The 22256-nt window shown below is 54.5% G+C and carries 17 protein-coding genes, 2 rRNA genes and 1 pseudogene (1 of these 20 running past the window's edge); 7 read left to right on the top strand and 13 right to left on the bottom strand.

Annotated features, from left to right (window positions below):
• Nucleotides 1-38 precede the first annotated feature (38 nt).
• The 3 genes from NSJP_RS11630 to NSJP_RS11620 form a co-directional block, all read right to left on the bottom strand.
• Nucleotides 39-611 (bottom strand): pyridoxamine 5'-phosphate oxidase family protein, encoded by a 573-nt coding sequence (locus NSJP_RS11630; protein WP_080887054.1) that lies wholly within the window; start codon nt 609-611, stop codon nt 39-41.
• A gap of 72 nt (nt 612-683) precedes the next feature.
• Complete coding sequence (locus NSJP_RS11625; protein WP_080887053.1) at nt 684-1211, bottom strand: P-loop NTPase family protein; 528 nt, start codon at nt 1209-1211, stop codon at nt 684-686.
• A gap of 157 nt (nt 1212-1368) precedes the next feature.
• Complete coding sequence (locus NSJP_RS11620) at nt 1369-1836, bottom strand: hypothetical protein (RefSeq protein WP_080887052.1); 468 nt, start codon at nt 1834-1836, stop codon at nt 1369-1371.
• Between the two features lie 256 nt (nt 1837-2092).
• Here NSJP_RS11620 and NSJP_RS11615 point away from each other — a divergent pair, with 256 nt between their 5' ends.
• On the top strand, nt 2093-4543 hold the full coding sequence (locus NSJP_RS11615) for a hypothetical protein (RefSeq protein ID WP_080887051.1): 2451 nt from the start codon (nt 2093-2095) through the stop codon (nt 4541-4543).
• Nucleotides 4544-4721: 178 nt separating this feature from the next.
• The gene (locus NSJP_RS11610) at nt 4722-5357 is read left to right on the top strand and encodes a hypothetical protein (RefSeq protein ID WP_080887050.1); all 636 of its coding nucleotides are present in this window, start codon (nt 4722-4724) and stop codon (nt 5355-5357) included.
• A gap of 517 nt (nt 5358-5874) precedes the next feature.
• Here NSJP_RS11610 and NSJP_RS11605 read toward each other — a convergent pair.
• Nucleotides 5875-6474 carry an OsmC family protein gene (locus NSJP_RS11605; RefSeq protein ID WP_080887049.1) on the bottom strand — a complete coding sequence of 200 codons (600 nt, stop codon included), beginning with the start codon at nt 6472-6474 and terminating at the stop codon, nt 5875-5877.
• Nucleotides 6475-6642: 168 nt separating this feature from the next.
• Here NSJP_RS11605 and NSJP_RS11600 point away from each other — a divergent pair, with 168 nt between their 5' ends.
• The 4 genes from NSJP_RS11600 (at nt 6643) to NSJP_RS11585 (ending at nt 11337) form a co-directional block, all read left to right on the top strand.
• A complete protein-coding gene (locus NSJP_RS11600; protein WP_080887048.1) occupies nt 6643-7746 on the top strand; it encodes a GlxA family transcriptional regulator in 1104 nt (367 codons plus the stop codon).
• A 655-nt stretch (nt 7747-8401) separates the two neighbouring features.
• The gene (locus NSJP_RS11595; RefSeq protein WP_080887047.1) at nt 8402-9109 is read left to right on the top strand and encodes a 2OG-Fe(II) oxygenase; all 708 of its coding nucleotides are present in this window, start codon (nt 8402-8404) and stop codon (nt 9107-9109) included.
• Between the two features lie 44 nt (nt 9110-9153).
• Nucleotides 9154-10026, top strand: coding sequence for an exodeoxyribonuclease III (locus NSJP_RS11590; RefSeq protein WP_080887046.1), 873 nt, complete (start codon nt 9154-9156; stop codon nt 10024-10026).
• A gap of 66 nt (nt 10027-10092) precedes the next feature.
• Nucleotides 10093-11337: an NAD(P)-binding domain-containing protein gene (locus NSJP_RS11585; RefSeq protein ID WP_080887045.1), complete on the top strand. Its 1245-nt coding sequence runs from the start codon at nt 10093-10095 to the stop codon at nt 11335-11337.
• Here NSJP_RS11585 and NSJP_RS19305 read toward each other — a convergent pair.
• Nucleotides 11253-11492 (bottom strand): annotated as a pseudogene (locus NSJP_RS19305) (integrase core domain-containing protein); the annotation flags it as partial. The gene NSJP_RS11585 and the pseudogene NSJP_RS19305 overlap by 85 nt on opposite strands.
• Nucleotides 11493-11565: 73 nt before the next feature.
• Here NSJP_RS19305 and NSJP_RS11575 point away from each other — a divergent pair.
• Nucleotides 11566-12695 (top strand): IS3 family transposase gene (locus NSJP_RS11575; RefSeq protein ID WP_231989370.1). Its coding sequence is split into 2 segments (ribosomal slippage): nt 11566-11815 and nt 11815-12695, totalling 1131 coding nucleotides; the frame shifts between segments, so codons are not numbered across the junction.
• 193 nt (nt 12696-12888) lie between these two features.
• On the opposite strand, the gene NSJP_RS11570 is transcribed toward NSJP_RS11575, so the two are convergent.
• From NSJP_RS11570 to NSJP_RS11535, 8 genes are all read right to left on the bottom strand, one after another.
• A complete protein-coding gene (locus tag NSJP_RS11570; RefSeq protein ID WP_172834295.1) occupies nt 12889-14340 on the bottom strand; it encodes a nucleotidyl transferase AbiEii/AbiGii toxin family protein in 1452 nt (483 codons plus the stop codon).
• A gap of 224 nt (nt 14341-14564) precedes the next feature.
• Nucleotides 14565-14921 (bottom strand): hypothetical protein, encoded by a 357-nt coding sequence (locus NSJP_RS11565; RefSeq protein WP_155970125.1) that lies wholly within the window; start codon nt 14919-14921, stop codon nt 14565-14567.
• Between the two features lie 1082 nt (nt 14922-16003).
• Nucleotides 16004-17194 carry a nucleotidyltransferase domain-containing protein gene (locus NSJP_RS19300; RefSeq protein WP_155970123.1) on the bottom strand — a complete coding sequence of 397 codons (1191 nt, stop codon included), beginning with the start codon at nt 17192-17194 and terminating at the stop codon, nt 16004-16006.
• Entirely contained in the window at nt 17187-18143 is a 957-nt protein-coding gene (locus NSJP_RS11555) for an SAVED domain-containing protein (RefSeq protein WP_197685406.1), read from the bottom strand. The genes NSJP_RS19300 and NSJP_RS11555 overlap by 8 nt, the downstream gene beginning before the upstream one ends.
• A gap of 1101 nt (nt 18144-19244) precedes the next feature.
• Entirely contained in the window at nt 19245-19811 is a 567-nt protein-coding gene (locus NSJP_RS11550; protein ID WP_172834294.1) for a hypothetical protein, read from the bottom strand.
• A gap of 26 nt (nt 19812-19837) precedes the next feature.
• Nucleotides 19838-20722, bottom strand: coding sequence for a hypothetical protein (locus NSJP_RS11545; RefSeq protein ID WP_080887040.1), 885 nt, complete (start codon nt 20720-20722; stop codon nt 19838-19840).
• A gap of 757 nt (nt 20723-21479) precedes the next feature.
• Nucleotides 21480-21596: ribosomal RNA gene (gene rrf, locus NSJP_RS11540) — 5S ribosomal RNA — on the bottom strand.
• A gap of 75 nt (nt 21597-21671) precedes the next feature.
• Nucleotides 21672-22256, bottom strand: a 23S ribosomal RNA gene (locus NSJP_RS11535) (it continues 2423 nt past the right edge of the window).

Raw genomic sequence — 22256 nt, 5'->3', positions numbered from 1 at the left:
CTTCTTCTCGAGTGATTTGCGCCTAACTCCGACTTGGGTTACATGGAGGAGTGAGTTGAGTCCGGCGGCTGTTCGTTCAAATACGTCGGCAGCCCGTCAATGCTCCGTTGGTTGCGTTCCCGGCGATACTCGTTGAGCCGTTCCTCGCCCATCTTGCAGGACCAGTCCGGCAACAACGTGCGCTGCCCTTTGAATTCGAAAAGCGGCACGGCAAATCCGCACGTGGTCATGATGGACTCGATATCGAGCACCACGATCTGCCGTTCCCCGACGATCGTCGGGAAATGGTTGTACAGCTCTTGCCACTGGTTATCACGCGGGAGAACGACGCGTCCCTTTCCGTAGAGACGCAGGATTGACGGCTTTTCCTCGAAGCTGCAGAACATCAGGGTCAACCTACCGTTTTCCGCGACATGAGCGGCCGTTTCGTTTTCGCTGCCAGTCAAGTCCAGATAGGCGACCTGCTTGTCATTCAGGATACGAAACGTGTCCAGCCCCTTGGGCGACACATTGATGCGTCCCTCGTTCGGTGCTGAGGCATTGAAGAACATATGTTGCGCGGCGATGAACTGCCGGATCCCGTCATTCAATTCTGTATAGAATTTGGCCATATCGTCGAGACCTCCAGCAAACAGGGCAAGAAGCCAGCTATAACGCCTACGTCACTGGTCAATGATCTGCGATCATGACTCCGTGCCTCTCTGAAATGCAGGACTATTTTCAAGCAACATTGCCACCGAAGCCTCATCCTTGATCCACAGCTTGGTGCCGCGAAAGTCGTCGAACAGCGCCTTGTGCCCTTCATGTGACCGCAGATCTCCACGTGAGTAGTAGCCGGCAGCCCAGTCGAGGAGGTCCTTCAATCCCTGCTCTGACTGACTCCGGCTCATGTGCCGCTTACTCTCGCAGCCTCGTAGCCTGAGCCTTGCTTCACATATCTGCCACGGAAGATCCAGCCAGATGAAGGTGTCGGCATCGTCCAGATAGTCCTTGGCAAGCTCGCCGAAGACACCCTCGGCGACCCAGCTCTCACTGAGCCTGCTGTCGCGAATGAGTGACGCCATGCTCTCGCTACTGCGCCTTTTGTCGAAGCCGCCTGGTTCCCAAAAGATCTCATCCAGATGGATCAGCGGCATACAAGCCCGGCCGGCGAGCTCTCGAGCCAGCCAGGTCTTGCCACTACCACTGTTGCCGATGATGACGATCTTCATCGTTCTTTGTAGCTGAAGAATGATATGAAGCCGAACGCTGGACTGATGTCGAGAATTGCCGAGGTTCAGGTCGCCAGACTTGCCGATCAGATACGGTTGGCAAATGCGGATGCCGAAAACTTCCTGAATCGAAGTTGTCCATTTTCTGGTCGGCGAATTACAACCGGCCTACAGCTTTCTTGCCCAGGGTCTTCAGTTTCTCTTCATCGCCTGGACCTTTTCTCGTCATGAGCACGATCAAGATGGCTCCTTTCTTGATGTAGAGATCCACCGCTTCGGGATCGTTCTTACCCCGATCCATGAAAGCCTCGTCGCCAAGGCCTTTCACCATGACCGGCTGTTTCGCGTCTTTGTGCAACAGCTTCGACCAGGCCCCCCCGGAAGCCCAGATTTCGAGCTCGTTGTTCTCGTCAGCAAAGTTGTAACTGCATCTCACCCCATCACCCAGCGTTTCGCTGGTCGGTGCGCCCTTGAGCTTGCCGATCACTTGTTCCACTTCCGCTGGTGTGACGAACGTGCAGGGATCGATGGTGGGCGGTGCGGCGTGAATGGTCGAATCCATCGCCGCAAGGGCGACGCTATATACAAGCGCAGAAGCCCATCGTCGGGGTTTCCAGATTGCCATGAAAGTTCCTCCCAAAAAGGATTGATCATGAACGATACGCCATGGCAAAAGCCTCTATCAATAGTCGAATATAACTGACTGTCCTCTTTTCTTTGACACTGAAATCCGAATCGGATGGCTCATACTCGATGTTCAACAGTTGCTGTCCCACTTTCTGTCCTTTCCTCTTTTTTTCCTCCTCTAGCTTTTGTCCCTGACCTTCCTTAGAATCCGCGAGCGACAGTGCCCTCGATTCTCATCGGAGCGCGGCCAACGCATGACGGCCACTCGTCGGATTGGCAGCCTCATTCTGACCGTCTCCCTGCTCGCCTTCTTGACTGCCGGTTCTGCGCTCGTCTCCCGGGCCTCGCCCGAACGCCCGGCAGAGAAAAAGACTGCTCCCGCTGCCAACGACCAGCCTAAACCCCTAGAGGAAGCCCAGGTGGATGCCACCGCTCCGCCCGCAACGGACCAGCCGAAAGCCCCCAAAGATCCCCCGGCAACGAGCGAAGACCTGATCGCGGCCGCGCTTGAAGCGGGGACCATCAGCTATGAAGGCTCTCTCAGGGAACGCGCATTTGCCCTCTACCACGATCCGCGTCTCGATGCGCGGTTTCGCAGTCCGGTCATCGACTGGGAAGCCGGTCGCGCCCTCTTTGCCGAGATTGAGGAGAAAGCCGCGACCTTGAGTAAGGAACTCTTGGCCGATCTCGCCCCCATCCGGGCCCGACCCAGCAATGAGATCAGCGTCTTCAACCGCCGCCGAACGGACAAGAAAAGCTCACAGGCGCCTCATGGCGAGAGTCTGCTGCGGCGGGTCGCAAACAGAAGCCAGGCGCAGGCCCGATGTATTACCGTGACCAAGATGGATCCGAATTGGAAGACCCATGTGGTGCCCGGGACCAACATCAGACTCTGGATTCGAGAAGGGACCGAAGCGGAGTTAAAAAATGTCTTCGCGCCGATGGTAAGCAAGGTCTGGCGTGCCTTTCCCGATTACTTTACCTATCCCTTGCCGGACAATGGGAATCTCTGCGACGAAAGTAATCCCGACAGCGCGGTCGACATGTACTTGGTAATCGGCAGCACCGTCGATCCCCGAGACGTAGTATGCAGCCTGTCGTCAGCGCCCTCCGGCTGCACGCTGACCGGCCTCCAGGGAGCGGGCGCGACCAGGTCCACGGAATCGACCACGCCGCCTAAGTCGTCCGCCTACATGCTGATCAACATCGACACCTTGGATAGAACGTCGGTGCTCGACACGATCGCCCATGAGTTGGCGCACGCTGGACAGTGCGCCTACGATGCCCATGACGAGAACTGGCTGTACGAAAGCACGGCGACATGGGTGGCCTACAAGGTGTTGAAAGCCCTGGGAAACACACCGCAGCTGGAATACAGGCTTTTACGAGAGTTTGCCTTCTCGAGTGACAAGACGCCGGTGTTTCCCAACCTCCATAAAAACCTCACGTTGACGCAGAATAGTTACGGTGGATGGCTCTTCTTTTACTCGGCGTCGGTCGATCTCGGCGACAACATCGTGAAGGCCGTCTGGCAAGCCGCAGTGGGCCCCCCGCGGGGGATTGAAGCGGTCAATGCTGTCATCCCGCTCGGCGAGCACTTCCCGCGGTACGCCGTGCGCAGTTGGAATCAAGATCTGGTTCCCCAGCCATGGCCCTACAAGACCAATGACAAGACGTTTCCGCCCGACTTGAAGCCTGACCCGATTACGCCGGTGAACTTCTTGAGGGCGACGATCCAAACGCTCAATAAGCCCGTGACGCCGCTGGCGGCCAGATACCACCGCGTCACGTTCGCCAACGGGATTCGCAAAGTGACCTTCGAAAATTTCTTCTCCAGTATTCCATATGCCCATGTGTGGGCGGTGAAGAAGATCGGCAACGACTGGAAAGAGCCAGAGGACTGGTCGAAAGAGGAGCAGAAGATCTTTTGCCGGGATATGGCCGATGAGAATCTGACCGAGCTGATTATCGTGGTCAGCAATACCCATCAGCAGTTTCCGCTGCCGCCAGACCCGGCGCCCCGAATCATCGGCGACAGCGTCGGCTGCGACTATATCGCAGGATGGGCACAGGCGACGTTGCGGGTCAAGGAAGGGGACAACGATGTCAGCTACGTGTCGAGCCGCGCGAATCTAAAGTTCAAGCCGCGTGCGTCGCCGCTCCAGGACATGCAAGGCAACACGCAATATGATTTGATGCCGACCGCCGTGACCTGGACCGCGTCAGGACACGAAGGGGATTGCACGATCGACGGACAGATTTCCATCACCATTCCAAGCTTCGAGAACCAGCCGCTCGACAATCTTGTACTACAGCCGGCCTTCGGTTACATGAACGTGGTGGGGTTGGACGGCGGAGATTTCCATAGCATCAAGGTCTCGGCTACCAGTCGCAACGCCTTCTTCAAGAAAACGTGCCCCGGCGATCCGCTGATCGTCACCAAATACTTTTCCGGCGTCGGCTGGCTTCTGCTGGTCGTTTCGGAAAAGAATATTTATCAAGGTCCCACGGTCGCGTTCACGGGGACTAAGACCGTTGATGTGGCGGCGTCGATGGGGTTTATGAGTATGCTGCCGCCGGGCACGGTCTTGCCAGACGTCGCCCTCCAAGCCCTCCAGCAGCAGTCGGCCTCCAACAGAAGCGAAGTCTACACCTGGAACTGGGAACTCCGGCCGTTAACCGTCGGCACGACCTCTGGACCCTGAACGAGAGGGCAGCGACGCATGGAAGCGCTTTTCCAAATCACTGTTCCATGTCGTCTAAGTGGAAATCGATTCCGTTTTCTCCCCACTCGTAGCGCAAGAATCTCCCCGCTCTGAACTAGCAGCTTTTCACGTGACAGTCGTCAACGCCTGAGCAACAATCGCTCTGGGAGAGAACAAGATGGATTCTACGTTGACCGTCGTCGCGATCGGTTTCGGTGTGCTGGGCCTGGCATTTCTCTGGACTGCTGTGGCTGCGGTTCGCCGGCGGCGGTTTCTCCGTTTTTCCCTGCACAGCGGGGTGGCCTTAGCCTGCCTTGCCGCCGGGCTGCTGCTTCTCACGATCCATCTGTCGCTGCAGGGCTATCAGGCGTTGACGCGAGAAGATCTCGCCGCAACGATTCGCGCGGAATCGACTGGTCCGGAAGAATTTCTCGTGACCATGCGCTTTCCGGACGGACGCCTGGAAACCTATGCCTTGGGCGGCAATGAAATATATGTCGATGCGCACATCTTGAAGTGGAAGTCCTGGGCGAACCTCATCGGCCTGCATACGGCGTACGAATTGGATCGGATCTCGGGACGGTACCACGACATTGCTGACGAGCGGGCGAAGCCGCGGACCATCTACGCCCTCTCCAGCGACCGGTTGATCGATGTGTTCACCTTGCGGCGCCGCTATGCCTGGCTCGCACCCCTTGTCGACGCGGAGTACGGGTCGGCAGCATTTATCCCCGCCCGTGATCAGGCGACGTACGAGCTCCGGATTTCGACTACTGGATTACTCTTTCGCTCTCCCGCAACAGATCACAAGTAGCGTCCTCCACAAAACGCTCTCCTTGCCTGCATCTCACGACCGTCACTCCCGTATCCATTCGATACCAGCAGGACTTCAGCCGATTCGCTAATTGCGGCACGCCGGCGCATTCATGGGATAGTGGACCTGCGCCTCCGTTCTTGAGTGCTCATGGACGCACGGAGAGGCCGGTCTCAGCATAAGCCAGTCTCGTTCAATAGTAGATACCTTACCGTGCGACCAGATACCATCGCGATGTATCGTCCTCGCCGATGGTCCTTGTTGTTATAAAACTCGGATGAGTGCGACTCCAACAAGAAGGAGGAAGACACTGAACATGCGCACCATCGTGATTGGGCCTTAGCGCCACGTCCTAAGGTCATAGGGTCATCAGATAGGCTCAGTTCTTGGCTCTGCACTTCATGCATTCTATCGTCTCGTCTCATGAACGTTTCGCCAATGGGTCTCGACCTCAGTGAAAATGGCTGGGAAGTAGCCCGGTCGGCGGCGCCGCCGACCGGGCTACTTCCCTCGGAAGTCAGGCAGCGTGCGCCTCAGATGTCGCACGATGGGCAACAACGCGCTCGATCGTCACGGGCACCGGACGACAGACCGTGTTGCACACCGGTGAATGTAGCTGGGCGAAAGCGATAAGCTCCGCCAGATCCTCATCGCTGCAGTCAGCCTCGATGTCCATCTTGATCCGGATCGACTCGTAGCCGACGGGCACGCTGTCGTCGAGCGCGAGCAAACCCTGTAAGTCGATGTTGCCGGTGAGCTCGGTCGACAACTTGTGTAATTTGATACCGCGTGCCGCTGCGTGCAGCACCGTCGTGGTCGTGACGCAGCCGGCCAGCGCGTGGAGCAGGAACTCTACGGGATTGGCGCCCTCGTTGCGCCCAAGCAGCACCGGGGGCTCGCCATTGGTGAAGATGAAGGCGTCGCTGCGCGACGTATCTTCCGCCCCCACACCGTAGAAGTCCTTGATCGTCGAACGGTTCTCGCCGCCATCGATCCACCGGTTGCGGGCGCGGAATTGGAACTGCGCCAGTGTTGGATCGTTCTTGAGCGCTCTGACTGTTTGCCCCATCTCCTCGAGGTCCAGTCCATTGCAGGCTTTGCTGACTTGCTTGTTCATGATGATCTCCTTAGGTGAGGGTTAATGTGGTGTAGCATCGGATCGCCCAATGCTTTCTATCGCCCGCAGGAGAACAATACCGCTTGACAGCGAACTGAGTAAGGTGCGTTTATGACGAAACCTGGTCATTCGTGCCACTAATTAAATCGATGGCTTGAGTTGAAACCCATGGCTGCCGCCCAAAAATCAGGAGAAACCCAGGTGGACGTGCTCATCGTCGCTGTTCCGGAGACCGCCGGCTCCGCTCTGTACGGCATGCTGGATGTGCTCAAGGCTGCGGGCAGTGTGTGGGAAACGCTCACTCGGCAGGGCGACGGCAAGAGCTTCTTCAACGTGCGCATCGTTGCGCCAAAAAGGAAGGCCTTCGTTTGCGGCAACGGCATCCCCGTCAGGCCGGACTGCGTCATAGCCGACGAGCCGAAGGCGCTCATCGTCATCCTGCCAGAGCTCTGGCTCGGGCCAGACGAGGACATCCGCGACCGCTATCCGACTCTGATGGCCTGGTTGCGCCGGGCGTACAAGCAGGGCGCATTTCTATACTCAGCCTGCTCTGGTGCGGTGATGCTGGCAGCTACCGGTCTGCTCGACGGCTGTTCTGCAACCTCGCACTGGGCCTATCAGGATTTGTTCCGTAGACGCTACCCCAATGTACAGTTTCACCCCGAACCAAACCTCGTCATCGCTGACCGCGATGGTCGCATCGTTACCGCTGGAGGCACCACCTCTTGGCACGACCTCGCGATCCACATAATCGCACGCCACGCCAATCCCGGTGAAGCGCTGCGCATCGCCAAGGTCTATCTGCTCAAATGGCACGGCGAGGGTCAATTGCCGTACGCACCGCTTTCACGCATCTCGCCGCATGCCGACTCCGTAGTTCGCGAATGCCAAAGACAACTCGATCGGCGCTATCGGGAGTCGGATGTGATCCAACAGATCGTCGAAAAGGCGCGGATTCCCGAACGCACGCTGAAGCGCCGCTTCAAGGCCGCCACCGGCATCACCTTTATCGAGTACGTGCAAAACCTGCGCATTGAGGAGGCCAAACGTCTACTCGAAACCACTGGCATGAACACCGAGGAGATCGGACCAGCGGTCGGGTACGAAGACTACTCGTTTTTCAACCGCCTCTTTAGGCGTCTAACGGGACTCACGCCAGCTAGATACCGGCGTATGTTCCAGCCCGTACTGGATGGATTTAGCGTCTCGCGAACGGAGGGAGGTGTTAAGAGTGCCGGTTTTTCAACAAGGCGGCGATCGGTGCTCCATTGAGTACCGCTGCGCCAAGAGCTTTCACCGAGCACGCGGAACGAAAGACAACTGCTGAGGGTGGGTGGAGTGAGCATGCTGGGGCTGCTCCCCAGGACAGAACCGCAGCTTCGGATCAAAAAATGTAACACCCACTGATCTTTCGATCAGCAAAGCCCTCTTCTGCTAGCTTAACTGGCGACGTTAAAGGCCACAATTTGTGACCTTAGAGAACGGGCCATTTCCCGCGTCGAAAGATCAAGGGCTTTGAAAAGAGTGATTTGGTGAGATTAGAGCCGATCCACACGGGATTTGAGCGCGGACACATCAGATTCCACGGTGTCAATTCGCTGATCGTGCTGAGTATATGAAAGCCGCATCAGCGACTTGGCTTCCTTGAATTCACCTTTCAATTCCTGACGATGAGTTTGCAACTCACTGCGGATAATCTCGTGCCCTTCGGCAATTCTCTTCGTGGCAACACAGAAGCAGATATTTCATGGCTTCGCCCCTCCAATTCGACTCGGCAAACGCTGTCTTGACAGATAGTCGTTCGGAATGACCACAATCGACATCGGAATCTGTGCGCAATTAAATCCATTACATAGGACGAACTGACTGAGGTGGTCAAGACGGTGATGCCACAACCGATCGACGGAGAGTCGGAAGTAAGATCAGCATGACCATAGAAGACAGAGTGGCCCGGTTAGACTGGAAATCGATTGAGGCCTCGTTATGGCAGCGGGGATATGCCAACGTTGATTCGTTGCTGACGAGTGAGGAGTGCGATGCGCTCGTCGCCCTCTACGGCAAAGACCAACTGTTCCGAAGCCGGATCGACATGAAGCGCTTTCGGTTTGGCGAGGGGGAGTATAAGTACTTCACGTATCCGCTGCCACCGCTGGTCCAGACCCTGCGGGAAACCATCTATCCCCAGCTTGCGGTGATCGCCAATTCCTGGGCAAAGGCGTTAGCCCAACCGGAGAGTTTTCCTCTCAGCCACGATAAACTGCTGGCCTTCTGTCGGCGGAACGGACAGGCCAAGCCCACGCCGTTGTTACTTCGGTATGGTGCCGGGGATTATAACTGTCTTCATCAGGATCTCTATGGAACGGTCGCATTCCCGCTGCAGCTCACCGCCTTCCTCAGTCGGCCTAGCCGCGATTTTTCCGGTGGTGAGTTTCTGCTCGTCGAACAGCGACCACGGGCACAATCACGAGGTGAGGTTTTGGCCCCGAAGCAGGGAGACGTCGTGATCTTTGCGACACGATACCGTCCGGTACAAGGAAGCCGTGGCTATTACCGGGGAAACATGCGACACGGCGTGAGCACCGTTCGCTCCGGTTCACGCGTTACGCTCGGAGTCATCTTCCATGATGCCACGTGATGACCACCATGAGACGCGGCCCAGAGAGGAGCTAATTGTTAGCCATGCGAATTGCGACCTGGAACGTCAACTCACTGAAGGCTCGCCTGGAAAAGGTGTTGTGGTGGTTGGAACGGGCGAAGCCGGACGTACTTCTCATGCAGGAAACGAAGCTGGCAGACGCGGACGCGCCAGTCGAACCGTTCAGGCAGGCCGGATACGAGCTGGTGCACCACGGCGAGGGTCGATGGAACGGAGTGGCGATCGCGAGTCGATGCGGCATCGGCGGCGTGATCACAAACTTTGGAGAGCCATTACGGCCCGCCCGGACGTCTGACAGGGGCGACGATGAGCCGCAGGCTGAAGCCAGGATGATCGCTGCCGAATGCGGCGGCGTGCGCATCATCTCGGTGTATGTGCCTAATGGCCGGCTCGTGGGTTCGCCGTTTTATGAAGCCAAGCTCGTATGGTTCGACAGGCTGGCCCGGTGGATCGATGAGACAGTCACTCCGGATACACCGGCCGTGATCGGCGGTGATTTCAACGTCGCGCCTGAAGATATCGACGTGTGGGACCCCGGCGCCTGTCATGGCGGGACACATGTTTCAGAACGCGAGCGGCAGGCGTTTGCGCGCCTCTTGGACGCAGGATTCGTCGATGCATACCGATTGCATCATGCGGAATCAGGGCGGTACACGTGGTGGGACTATCGCGCCGGTAACTTTCATAAAAACGTCGGCATGCGCATCGATCACTTGCTCGTCACGGTACCTCTCAAGCAGCGCATCGTCTGGACCGAAATCGATCGCGAGGCACGGAAGGGCAAACCTGTGCCCTCGGATCACGCACCGGTGGTCATCGACATCGATAGCCCAGGCCAGCCGTTCGACGCCGGCTGGGCTTCAGCGGAGTCGCGAATCGCGTCACGTCGCTCTTAGAGGTTCGGGCCGGCGCACACGCAACGGAACCTGCGAGAAGCCTTTGCGCGCAAAAGGGTGAACGGAATGGAGACAAAACGGACTGCGCTGTTGGTCATCGGCGCGGGTCCATACGGTATTGCAACGGCGGCATACGCGAAATATTTGGGCGTGCCGGTGACGGTGGTGGGCAAGACGCTCGATTTTTGGAAGACGAATATGCCCCGCGGGATGTTCTTGCGCTCGGGACCCGACTGGCACCTTGACGCGAGGGATGTCGCGACCTTTCAGGCATATTTCAAAATGCGCGGACTGACACCCACGCAAGTCAAACCCGTTCCGCTCGACATGTTTCTCGATTATGCAAGCTGGTTCATGGGGCAATATGATCTGACGCCCCGCCCCGCTCTCATCACACATCTCGCCAGGTCGAATGGGACCTATACGGCAACGCACGACGACGGCTCACAGATTCGCGCAGACAAGGTGGTATTGAGTCTGGGCTTTGCGTGGTTCAAGCACTATCCGTCCGAGCTCGAGAATACACTGCCGGTCGGGTCCTATATGCATACGTGCGATATGGTTGACTTTGAATTTCTGCGCGGCAAGCGGGTATTGATCGTGGGTGGGCGACAGAGCGCATTCGAGTGGGCGGCGCTGATCCAGGAAAAGGGAGCTGATGAAATTCATGTCACACATCGCCACCCCACCCCACGATTCACCGAACCGGATTGGAGTTGGGTACAGCCGATGGTCCGACGAACGCTGGAAGACCACGGGTGGTGGCGACGGTCCACATCGGAAGAGAAGGAGAAGATTCGTAGCGACTTCTGGGCGGTTGGACGTCTGACGCTTGAAGCATGGCTGGGACCGCGCGTACATCAACCCCATATTCATATTCACGAGAACACGACGATCGCCGCCACGCGCACCCTGGCTGACGGCACATACGAGATCTCACTGGAGGACAACACAACCGTTCAGGTGCATCACATCATTCTGGCGACTGGCTATGCGCCTAACATGCACAATGTCGCGTTTCTTGACCGCACGACGATTTTGCAAGAACTCCAGACTCTCAACGGCTCTCCAATGCTCGATACGGAATTCCAAACAAATCTTTCCAATCTCTATGTCACTGGACTCGCTGCCGTGCAGGATTTCGGACCCTTTTTTGGATTCACCGTCGGCTGTCCTGTGGCGGCGAGAATCATCGGCGAAGCAGTGTCTCAGTGTAAGCTCCCCGGTCAACGAGACACGATTAAAGGAGAACTTCCGCGTTCAAGTTGGGCCCGATACATGGCAGGCGGCAGGCCCGCCAGCGCATCATGAGGCCGCTCGTCGTTGTAACTCTGCAACCACTCGGCACTGATCTCCTGCACCTGCTCCAGCGATTCGAACACATAGGCATTGAGGACTTCCGTCCGATAGGTGCGATTGAACCGTTCGATGAACGCATTCTGATCTGGTTTCCCGGGCTGGATATGACCTTCCTCCCGAAAATTAGACCATTGGCAAGGAAGTGCACCTGTGCTGAGATGGGCCCCACAGGAGGGGGCCATGACACGGAAACGGCACACGGAGGAACAGATCATTGCGGTACTCAAGGATGCCCAGGCGGGCACCGGGGTCCAAGAGCTCTGCCGCAAGCACGGCATCTCGGACGCCACGTTTTATCAGTGGCGGGCGAAATATGCCGGGCTAGAAGTCAGCGCTGTAAAGACGCTCCGCCAGCTGGAGGACGAAAACCGGCGGCTCAAGCAGATGGTGGCGGACCAAGCCCTGGACATCCAAGCGCTGAAAGCGATCAACGCAAAAAACTGGTAGGGCCCAAGGCGAAGCGAGCGGCGGCTCAGTGGGGCACCGAGCGCTTTGGGCTCAGTCAACGACGGGTGTGCCGGCTCCTGGCGCTCGAGCGCCAGACGCTCCGGTATCGCAGCCGCCGCTATGAGGATGAGGCGCTGCGAACTCGGATCCGCGAGATTGCCGAGGCCAAGCGGCGGTACGGCTGCCCTCGGATTTATATCCGGTTGCGGCGCGCGGGCTGGCGCGTGAACCATAAGAAAGTCGAACGGATCTATTATCGCGACGAAGGGCTGTCGGTACGCCGGCGTCGACGGAAGAAATTCGCCGCGGTGCCGCGGGTCACACTCCCCCAGCCGGCGGATCCAGGGCGCTGCTACGCACTGGATTTCGTGCATGACCGATTGGTGACCGGGCGCCGGTACAAATGTTTGACGATGACGGATCCCTGTTCCAAAGAGGTTCCTGTGATTGAGGTCGATGTGTCGATCGGTGGGGCACGGGTGTGCCGGATTCTCGATCGGGTGTTTTTGACTCGCCCGCTGCCCGAGACGCTGATCCTGGATAACGGCCCAGAATTCGCGGGGACGGCGCTCGATGCCTGGGCGGCACAGCACGGCGTGCATCTGCACTTCATTCAGCCAGGGAAGCCGGTGCAGAACGCGTTTATCGAGAGCTTCAATGGTAAGTTTCGGGATGAATGTCTCAACGAGCATTGGTTTGTGACGTTGCAGGAAGCGCAGGTCGTGATTGAAGCGTGGCGTCGGGAATACAACGAAGACCGGACGCATAGGGCCAGTGGGGATGTGACACCCCAGGAGTTCATTACCAACTATCAAAACCAGGCCCAGCCGACACAGGCGCTAACTTCCTCAGCTTTGGTGTAATAAAGGGGGGAAGGTCATAGCGACGAGCCACAGGTCGAGTGTATTTTATTCAGCCTGTCCCCTTTTCTTGTTCTAATAAGAATGGAAGCAGGAAGTGTTGATCGCGCAACCCTCGTGAATTGCCGCGCGCCGATCTTAGTTGCTAGCGCCATGGCCTAGACAGTGGGGACCGAGCCGGGTGCAGCTGCAGCGCCTAGACGATGAACCCAAGACGTCCGAAGCAACGATTGCCATATTGATCTTTATGCTCGTTCAACTTCGCGTCTAACTTGTCTCGCTTGAAGCGCTTATTGCAATAAGGACACTGTATGGTATACATGATTCCGAACGCTTTAGTTGTCTTGGTACGAGAACGGCCAAAATGAGAGGTCGAGCTTGTGCGCGAGCGCGGAGCCGTGTTCCCGAAGGAGGAATGTGTCCCGGAGTCGGTCGAAAATGAAGACGTGCTAAAGTATCCGCCTCCCCCGGCGAGCTCGATTGGAAAACGTGGTTCGAATGTCTGTTCAGTCAACTGCACAGACTGAACATTATCGGATATGAATGACTTGATCCCGGTCTGCATGCTTCGACCACCACTCCGGTCCCACGCGTAAAAGTACTCTCTCGCTATGCCATCCTGCCTTCGTTTGAACGACAGCGCATATGGCTCTACCAGACGCTCGTATCCGTCATAGACCAATTTTAGAAGTCGTCTGAGTCGACCGGCTTCCATTATAGTCTCGCGATAGCCACGATCATAGAAGCTCAGGCGGCCGACACCCTGGATTCCACCCGTCGCAAAAGCTGGCCTCGGTCCTGGCGCGATAATGTTGAAGATCTCCGCGACAGAACTGCGAAATGACGATTCCGCGTCGTCGAAACTAACAATGGATATTTTCGGGCAGATTAAGTACTGATTCCAAAGTCCTCTAAGAACTTGAAATGGAAGCTCAAGTAACATGTTTCGAGCAACATGAGGAGTTGGTTCATAGATAGTCCTCTTCAGAAATGTGGTAATGATTTCGCGTCTGGATACGTCCAGGACTTTCTGAAAGAAGATGGAATAAACGAAATCATAGAGATCTGGAGAATGCTGCCGCTGAAGAAGCGCCTTTAGCTTTGAGGCCAGCAACTCTTCGAGCTTGAGACTCCGCAAGTGCCCTTGACATGCAGCGTAATCGGAGTAGGAATGGATAAGCTTGCGCGTCTGAACAGGCAGAAAGATGCGATCAAACTCTTGGACGTCGAGCTTTACCTTGAGGGTTAGATCCTCCTCGCCATAGAAGCTCTTGAAGTACACGCGGACCTCGTAAAGGATGATCTCTTCTCCTGCAAGACTCCGCGCTCCTATCCGATTTTCATCAACGAAAAACTCCACTCCGCTCCCAGCCTTCGCGTGAGCGCACGCTTGCGCGACGCCGTCTCGGAGAAGGTCTTCATTTAGCTCGACTTCGGTTGAGAAATCGAGGTCATTTGAGAACCGTGCGTTTTCGAAGTATGCCTTCCGAAACGCATTTCCGCCTTTTAGTATCAACAATTCGCCCAAGGGATTACCAGGCTGAAAAAGGCCGCTCAACAGCCATCCGAACACGTAGTCGCGCTGGACATTCGAAACATGAACGCCCAATTCCTCCGACTTACTGTCCATCTCTTCCTTATCAATCACGGCCGCGACTCCCATTCTGATTCGGGCTGAACTCTGGGGAGAAACGGGATCACTTCCGGCTCCATCTCCTGGCGCAAAGCAAAGCATTTCTCTTGGAGCTTGAACGCCATCTCTCGTAATAGCTAGATTGCCTCCGGCAGCAGTGGAATTGCATACGCGCTTGCATTATTGGGAATCACAACCGGTCCCCGATCTGTCTCAATTACAACCGGTATCGATACGTTCTAATCTGCATCGGAGTGCGCCATCGTCGTGTTGCGATCATTGAGCCCTTGCTCATGAATATTGAGCTCCTCCGCGGTGAAATCGCGAAGCACTCGACGAGGCAATCGATTGTGAGCGAGTTCACCACCGCTGTTAAGGAATGGCCGAGAGTAGGCGATAACAGCTGCCATGTTCAGCGCAATGACGAGTTGCCGGTTCTCCCTCGGGTAATTACGATAGAGGTCGCCGTCAAGCATGAGTGAAGCAACTTCAAATACTTGCCTGAAGTCGTTGTATGAGATCAGGATACGATTGAATAGCTGTAGCTTACCGAATTGCTCGTCACTGAGGCCAAGCTCTTGCTGTACGTTGGGCATGGCGTCTAGCTTGAAGATCTTCCCGTCGCATGGCCACAACCTAGCTGGGGAAGCTTGTCATGTCAATTGGACGCCGAGCACTGATTGATCAAGGAGGCAAAAGCCACCATCAGAGCGCTGCGATCTACAAAGCGATTGCAGCGCTCCACTGTCTTCCGTTTAACTGAAGGGTATTCTCTCCGGAATGGTGGATCTCGCGTCGCGAATTGCGGCGGTTCGGGTCACCAGACTTGCCGAGTAGATGCGGAGCCGAGGACTATTTGAGACGAATCTCAGTACAGCTGACTGATCAGGTGAGTTCCGCAGGCAAGCAAAGGAGGCTTAAAATAATGACTTCCGATCCCATTGTTTTTCTTTCCTTCCTTATAGTTTTCAGATGCACGCCATTACCTTCTGAGCCGTCGTGACCAATGAAGCTTGCGTCGGAGGTTCTCGCTTCAGTTCTCGTGCAACGTTTTGAAACCAAGTCCTTCCAGTCAGCGATCGAAACTTTCTGATGCGTCTGTTAAACCGACATCTGCCCAATGTTCTCCCGCACCCGCAAGGGCAAGGATGTTTGTTTGCCCGTCGCTTCTTCATGCCAAGGCAATCGATAGTCTTCCAGACTTGATCTGTCGTTTGAAGACAAAACAGCAAGCGATAGTCTTCAACTTCACCCTTCATCCCATGGGGAAGCTCTCCAAAGGCAAAACATCCCCCCAGCGAAAGTTTGCGCGAAACGGCATAAAGATAAGGGATCAGACAGTTTTGAGTGAACCCCATTAGTGTCGGCCTCTTGGAGATAGTCAGAAGTAATCTTAAGCGTGAGCCGAGACATAAAGAATTATCATATTGATTGATATGGTAACTCCGGTCACGAGGTATTCGGCCGCCAAGTTCGTATACGATCGGAAGGTCATTCGGAAACGTTTCTGGCACGACCATTCTAAGTTGGAACGAATCACTAATTAAGCCGCACTCCTCAGAGTCGGCCGAGAAATCGATGATCCCTTCAAGACACATACTGCCATCATAAATGGGCGCTGCATTCATCCGCGGATAAGAACGGAGGAATTCATCGATCTTTATAATTCCGTTCATGCTCACCTGCCCCAAGGCTTAGGAACCATTTCTCGCTTGATATGCAATGCTGGTGACGAAATCCTGGGTGATAAAGTGCCAGATATTTGCCTCATAAGGTCCTGGTTTATTGATACTCCGAAACGTTTTCGTATGTGTTCAGGAAGCATTCCGTAGTCTGACGGAGAAAGAATTGCGTAAAAATCACGCTTAGCTTGTTCTAGCCATACGAAGAAGTTTTCCTCTAGCCGTAACGCTCGGCCCTCTGACGACTTCCACCGATCTGCGAAATCCTCTTGGGCATTGACGGGGTTGGGCACACGCGGTTCGGAAGGGTTTACGCACATATTATCGAGAATCTGTATCAGTGCATCTGACAGATCGAATTCACCTCGATACGCATGGGCAGCCAAAGTAGTGATGATGATCGAAATTGGCTTCCTCTCTGGGAGATTTTCATACATTACATCGCGATGCCGTTTGAGAATCTGGATGGCTGCTTGCAAAGGGGTCTTCCAACGAAAGACCGGCAGATCCTCTATTCGACCAACCTTTGCTTGGAGTGTTCTAGATTTCAATAAAGCATGCGCTTGCTTCATTCGCGATTCGAACCAACGAGCATAGCCTTCTGGATTACTAATGTACCAATCATGATCTAACCGCCGATAGCCAGGATGACGATCGTCGGTAATGGCGACGGCTAATTTTGAAATGTCTTGAGCCAACAATGGAGAAGTCCCGGTCTGTAGCATCCGAGATTTGATAATTGCTTGGATTCGTTCACTATGGGGAACGCATGGCACGACGTCAGCATGGAAGTGAAGATTGTCTTGATAGTTTAGTCTCCAGCAACGATGCTTCTCCTCAGGTTCATCTTGAATTCGTCGCTCACTCCGATACGTATAAAGATCACTCCCCACGAGATGTTTGAGGTCATATTGCGTACAGGTTTCCGGAGTAATTCCTTCTTGCAAACTACAACCGATGTCTAGGTCATGATGATCTGTCTTCCATGGTTTAGTCACGGTTCCCATTCGAAATGACCCTTGTGCCGAAACAAGAGGTTGAAATTGAGCAATCTTAGCTTTCGACTCGTCTCTTAACCATTCTCCAAGGTCATGATAGCGACTCTCCGCTGCTTCATAAGCATTATCCGGTATATCCAGCTCCCGAACGAGGTCGGTCAGTAATCGATCTCTGAGACTGTCATTCATATACACCTCCAGAAATTTTCAGAGCCATTGCGAAGGCTCCAGTTTTGTTGTTGTGATCGTAAATAATCCATGGCATATCAGCCTTCGGCATCCTTACACGCCCAAGTTCAATCGCAGTAGCGACCGGCATAGCAGGAAAGATCGCCAATGGAGTATTCTGTCCGTGTTGTTTGGCTATCTTGGCGATCATGCGTCGAGCAGCCTCGCGAAAGCCTGAGAGCTGCATACGGCATTGAAGAAAATCGTTGTGCGGTTCCTCAATGGTAAGCTCCCAGATCGCAACATGTTCTCCTAAAATAGATGTCACGCGCTGTGGAGCGATATGCGAACTAAGTGAAATAATCAATGCAGGCGGGTCTTCGAACGATGCGGGAGACTTTAAAAGATAGTTTGTATCATGCGATTTCTTGCTCCACAGCCAGGTTTGATCTGGCTCACGGTGCAATTGATATACTTGGGCTGGGATCTTATCAGTCATTAAAGTGCCGAGCCTGATAAGCAAAGGGATAGGCGCCAATCCAAAGATAGAGAAATTGTCACCCTCGCTTATCCGCGGATATATTAAGCGCTCAAACCCTCTTCGGAGATTCTGTTCTTCAGTCATCCAGTACTGTGGGTCGTTGTCCTTTCCCTCCCATTTCATATTAAGTCTAAGGGGCAGCTCTTCTGATGGACAAGAATGTGGAAACATGGCTAAGTGAGCTTCTTGAGCCTGAAGTGGGGACAACTCATCGCCAATGTTGGCTCCATAGAGGACTACAGTAGATTTTTTCGTTGGGGCCACTCCTGTTACAATTGCGATTCGTTTTTCGTGGTGATGTTTCCATTTCGTTAACAACTCCACTGTGTAGCGGCCTCCATCCAACTCCTTGTCAATTTTTCTGTGGCAATCGTGACAAACCAGCATGAGATTGCCTATGTTATTCAGAAGGCGTTTTTTCTGACTCAACGGTCCTTGTCCTCGTGGACCACGGGCGGAGAATGAATATATGTGAGCCTTTTCTGATACGTTGACACACTCTTGGGTCACTGGGGACTTGTACAAGATTCGGTTGCAACCCTTAAACTGACAACGCCCCGCGGCACGAGCCCAGAGTTCTCTCTCCTCACAGCGACCTATGTGACGAGTCACCTCGTACAAAACTCTTATGCCCCTTCTCCCAGAGTGACCTTTTTTCATTTTCATCTGTGGCATCACGAATCTCTCTTCACCTTTGGAATAAGTTCTCTTCCTACGACTTTCGTCAAATAAAAAAGCCGCCCTAAGGAAGCATTCGCCTCCTCACTGCGGCTTTCTGTCCCTAATCGAAAAACTCGACTAGAGTTCTACGCCTTCAAACCCACCAACTTTTCAATTCAAACGATCAACTAATATTTTTGGGCCTCCACGGTAACCACACCGGATACGGAAGATGCGATTTGCACTTCGGACACTCCAAGAATTCATCCCGCCAAACCTTACACCGGTTAACAACAACACCCCCTACTGACTTCACGAGATGCTGCCCACAAGGGCATTTGTAGATTCGGTCGGGCATGATTGAATAATCTGCAAATAATAATTATCTCCAAATCCTACTTAACCTGGTTCTACATATAGCCATCGGAGAGAATTGTCAACACCAAATATTGTGGCCCACGCTGGATAACACGGAGTTCCTGTGGATAAGCCTAAGCCAGCATCTGTTGTGGTTTTGGCGGCGACCGCGCGCGATTTCTCCACAGATCTCAGGATCGCAACATGCTATTTTTCTCTGCCTAACCAGGCAAAATTTTGGACGATTGACACGACGTGCCAATAGAGAGAACGCCGCGATCCATGAGCGATCGCGGCGCTCCCGTCTCTTGCTTAGCTGAAGGGTGTTGTCGAGCTGGATGGTGGACCGCGCGTCGCGAATTGCGGAGGTTCGGGTTACCAAACTTGCCGAGCAGCTGCGGTCCGCAGAGCGGATGCCGAAGACTGTCCGGAACAGCAAACGATTTCTGGCTACAGTTTGCTTACACTCAGGCTCAGCCTGTTCCCTTATTCTCACTCACACTCGCCATCTACTCAGAAAAGAGCTTTCCCTGTGGTCTTGACGTATGTGATCAAGCCCACCGCCATGAGCGAAGTAGTGGCCGAAACAACAAACACGATGAACATTCCGAGGATCAAAACTCGGGCAAGAAAGCGTGAAGGGCCTGACCAGATTGCTTGCGGCCCAGGAGCACCATCAAGAAGATCATCGACCTCAGTTATCTTGTTTTGTTTCATCGAAGTTTTCGCTGCTGCCCTCATCCAAAGCCCACCGAGGATTGGTTTCCTTCCTTTTCCGTTCGGATTCACTTTTGAATGATAAAGTCCGTAACGAAGAGCCGAATACACAATTCCGAGTACCACCCAAACGCCAAGCAGCCACCATGCAGTCTCTTTCATCCATTCGAGATTCTGTGGCGCGGATTCGAGAGCCAATAGAACCATCACGACAGAGCAGGCGAGAAAGATGATTCTCTTTGCCATTCCTGGCAGATCCGCATCTGCAGGACGCCACTTTTCTAGAGGGCCAGCCCATAGAAGAATAACCGCTGCCCCAGCAGCCATAATTGTGGAAATAATAGCGACCAGTGGCGCAAACACACCGTATTCGGAAGCAGTAAGCATGATCAGAAATAAGTTGTTACTGCCTTGTAGTCGGGTGGAATTCTGAACACCTGCGAACGCACCGTGCCTGAAGGATAAGTTGGTCCTTTGCCCTGAAACACGTAACGTCCACCTAGCAACGTGTTACTGACTGGGAAACTCGGCGCCCCGAAGTTCAGAAAGTGGATGAAATATGCGTGGGAAAACTCGATAGTAAGGCCAGGCGAGGTGCACCACATCTCCACTCCCATACCGCCTCCCGAAGACAAGGATGCTGGCGGTAGCGGACCGCCAGAACCGGAGCCTCCCTGTCCCCCGCCACCTTTGCCCCGTGCCCTTTTGCCGCCTTTGCCACCCAAATTTCCTTGTCCACCTTTTTCCTTTCCCATTGCCCAATCACGAAACCCGGCAATCCGATAGGCTAGGAAGCTAGCCAAGCCATTTCGAAGACGCTCCAAAACATAGTCGACAGACTCGATACTAATTCCCTCGCTATCGCCCCGCGAACGAAGGAAATCCTCGTAAGCTTCAAAAAGAAACCCCGGCGGAAACGGGTACAACCTGCGAAGCCAAGGCCATGGCCGAACACCCCTCGGGAATGGGAAATCGAATGGCAAAGATAAGGGAACTATCTCCGATTGCTCGCCACTAGCGATTCGTACGCAAGGCATCCGCCCAAACTCGCGTCCCAGTCCCCATTGCCATGCGAACTCTTGCATTACGTACGCTACATCACGCATCGGGGCTTCTATGCCGAGTTCGCGGGCGTGCATTTCCAGAAATACAGGCAAAGCATCGGATGCATACGATGGTTCCCCTGACCTGCGAATGTCTTCGACGCCAATAGAGGCCAGTTTGCGGGCGAGCTCTTCGCTGTCCTTATCCGGGTGAAAATCAGTGTCAGGCATGATGTGATGGATTGCTGTAAAACAAGCTCATCTTCACTCTTGTTCTCTAGGATCTCTTTTCCTGATTCTTGTTAAGAATTTATAGTTTGCTCATGCCTGAACATTCCTTTTCACAGGTACAGCGAGAGGAGAATAGTGGAAATCGGAGACAGGCTACTTTTTATGGAAATTTGTGTCAACCTCTTAATCCGCAAAGCGGTTCCCCTGCCGTCCTGTCCTGCTCGGGACGAACAAAAGCCCGCTGACTGGCTCCAGCGGGCGCTTGTTTATAAACCCGGCAGAGGTCCAAATATTTCACTCACCCCCCGCCCCGAGCCTGCCGAGACAGGCTCTTTACCCGTTCGCTTGCTCATGCCGCCGCATTCGATCAACTCGTAGCCTTGCGCAGTTCCGTTCAAGCGCAGCTTTCAACGGAACGAGCAATACGCTCTAAAAGCTGCCTTGCAAATCCAAAGGTACGTGGATCGAAAGAACAACTGGCAATCTTCCTCTATTGAGGCCGGTGTGCCAAGGCTCAGCGCGACTTCACACCGTGGAGCGGGGACCCACCGAGACTCGGCTGGGCAGGAAAGCTGGAACTGACTGAACGCACTGCGATCGCATGATCGCGGCTGAAGGAATTCCAGAAGGCTTCCGCCCACCGAGTCCGAAGGGGTCGCTCCGAAAGGTGTGGGAGCGGCTGAGCCTTGGCACACCGGTAATCCAAATCAGAAAAGCAAAAGCCCGATGATCTTTCGATCATCGGGCTCTTTTTGTAACCCGGCAGCGTCCTACTTTCCCACTGCCTCACGGCAGCAGTAGCATCGGCCTTGGAGGGCTTAACTTCCGTGTTCGGTATGGGAACGGGTGTGGCCCCTCCAGTATGGCCACCGGGAACATTCATCACTGAACAGGTCTTCACGGCTTTTCGCCGTGTGATTGTTGAAGACCATGTCTATCAGGAGCAAAGGATGTTAAACCGCACGACCGATTAGTACTGGTTAGCTACGGCCCTTACGGACCTTCCACACCCAGCCTATCAAACTCGTGGTCTACGAGTGGTCTTTAGGGGGCTTGCGCCCCGGGAGAGCTTATCTTGAGGCACGCTTCTCGCTTAGATGCTTTCAGCGATTATCGACACCGGACATAGCTACCCGGCACTGCCGTTGGCACGACAACCGGCACACTAGCGGTCCGTCCTTCACAGTCCTCTCGTACTAGTGAAAGCCCCTCTCAACTCTCCTCCGCCCACAACAGATAGGGACCGAACTGTCTCACGACGTTCTGAACCCAACTCTCGTACCGCTTTAATAGGCGAACAGCCTAACCCTTGGGACCAGCTTCAGCCCCAGGATGCGATGAGTCGACATCGAGGTGCCAAACCTCCCCGTCGATGTGAACTCTTGGGGGAGATCAGCCTGTTATCCCCGGCGTACCTTTTATCCGTTGAGCGATGGCCCTTCCACACAGAACCACCGGATCACTAAGCCCGACTTTCGTCCCTGCTCGAGCTGTCGCTCTCGCAGTCAAGCTCCCTTCTGCCTTTACACTCGAC

Source organism: Nitrospira japonica (assembly GCF_900169565.1).
Lineage (GTDB): Bacteria > Nitrospirota > Nitrospiria > Nitrospirales > Nitrospiraceae > Nitrospira_C > Nitrospira_C japonica_A.
This window is presented reverse-complemented; position numbering and strand designations above follow the sequence as displayed.

Excerpts from the sequence above, each read along its gene's own strand:
- NSJP_RS11630 (WP_080887054.1), bottom strand. The coding sequence starts at position 611 with ATGGCCAAATTCTATACAGAATTGAATGACGGGATCCGGCAGTTCATC.
- NSJP_RS11625 (WP_080887053.1), bottom strand. The coding sequence starts at position 1,211 with ATGAAGATCGTCATCATCGGCAACAGTGGTAGTGGCAAGACCTGGCTG.
- NSJP_RS11620 (WP_080887052.1), bottom strand. The coding sequence starts at position 1,836 with ATGGCAATCTGGAAACCCCGACGATGGGCTTCTGCGCTTGTATATAGC.
- NSJP_RS11615 (WP_080887051.1), top strand. The coding sequence starts at position 2,093 with ATGACGGCCACTCGTCGGATTGGCAGCCTCATTCTGACCGTCTCCCTG.
- NSJP_RS11610 (WP_080887050.1), top strand. The coding sequence starts at position 4,722 with ATGGATTCTACGTTGACCGTCGTCGCGATCGGTTTCGGTGTGCTGGGC.
- NSJP_RS11605 (WP_080887049.1), bottom strand. The coding sequence starts at position 6,474 with ATGAACAAGCAAGTCAGCAAAGCCTGCAATGGACTGGACCTCGAGGAG.
- NSJP_RS11600 (WP_080887048.1), top strand. The coding sequence starts at position 6,643 with ATGGCTGCCGCCCAAAAATCAGGAGAAACCCAGGTGGACGTGCTCATC.
- NSJP_RS11595 (WP_080887047.1), top strand. The coding sequence starts at position 8,402 with ATGACCATAGAAGACAGAGTGGCCCGGTTAGACTGGAAATCGATTGAG.
- NSJP_RS11590 (WP_080887046.1), top strand. The coding sequence starts at position 9,154 with ATGCGAATTGCGACCTGGAACGTCAACTCACTGAAGGCTCGCCTGGAA.
- NSJP_RS11585 (WP_080887045.1), top strand. The coding sequence starts at position 10,093 with ATGGAGACAAAACGGACTGCGCTGTTGGTCATCGGCGCGGGTCCATAC.
- NSJP_RS11565 (WP_155970125.1), bottom strand. The coding sequence starts at position 14,921 with ATGCCCAACGTACAGCAAGAGCTTGGCCTCAGTGACGAGCAATTCGGT.
- NSJP_RS19300 (WP_155970123.1), bottom strand. The coding sequence starts at position 17,194 with ATGAATGACAGTCTCAGAGATCGATTACTGACCGACCTCGTTCGGGAG.
- NSJP_RS11545 (WP_080887040.1), bottom strand. The coding sequence starts at position 20,722 with ATGCCTGACACTGATTTTCACCCGGATAAGGACAGCGAAGAGCTCGCC.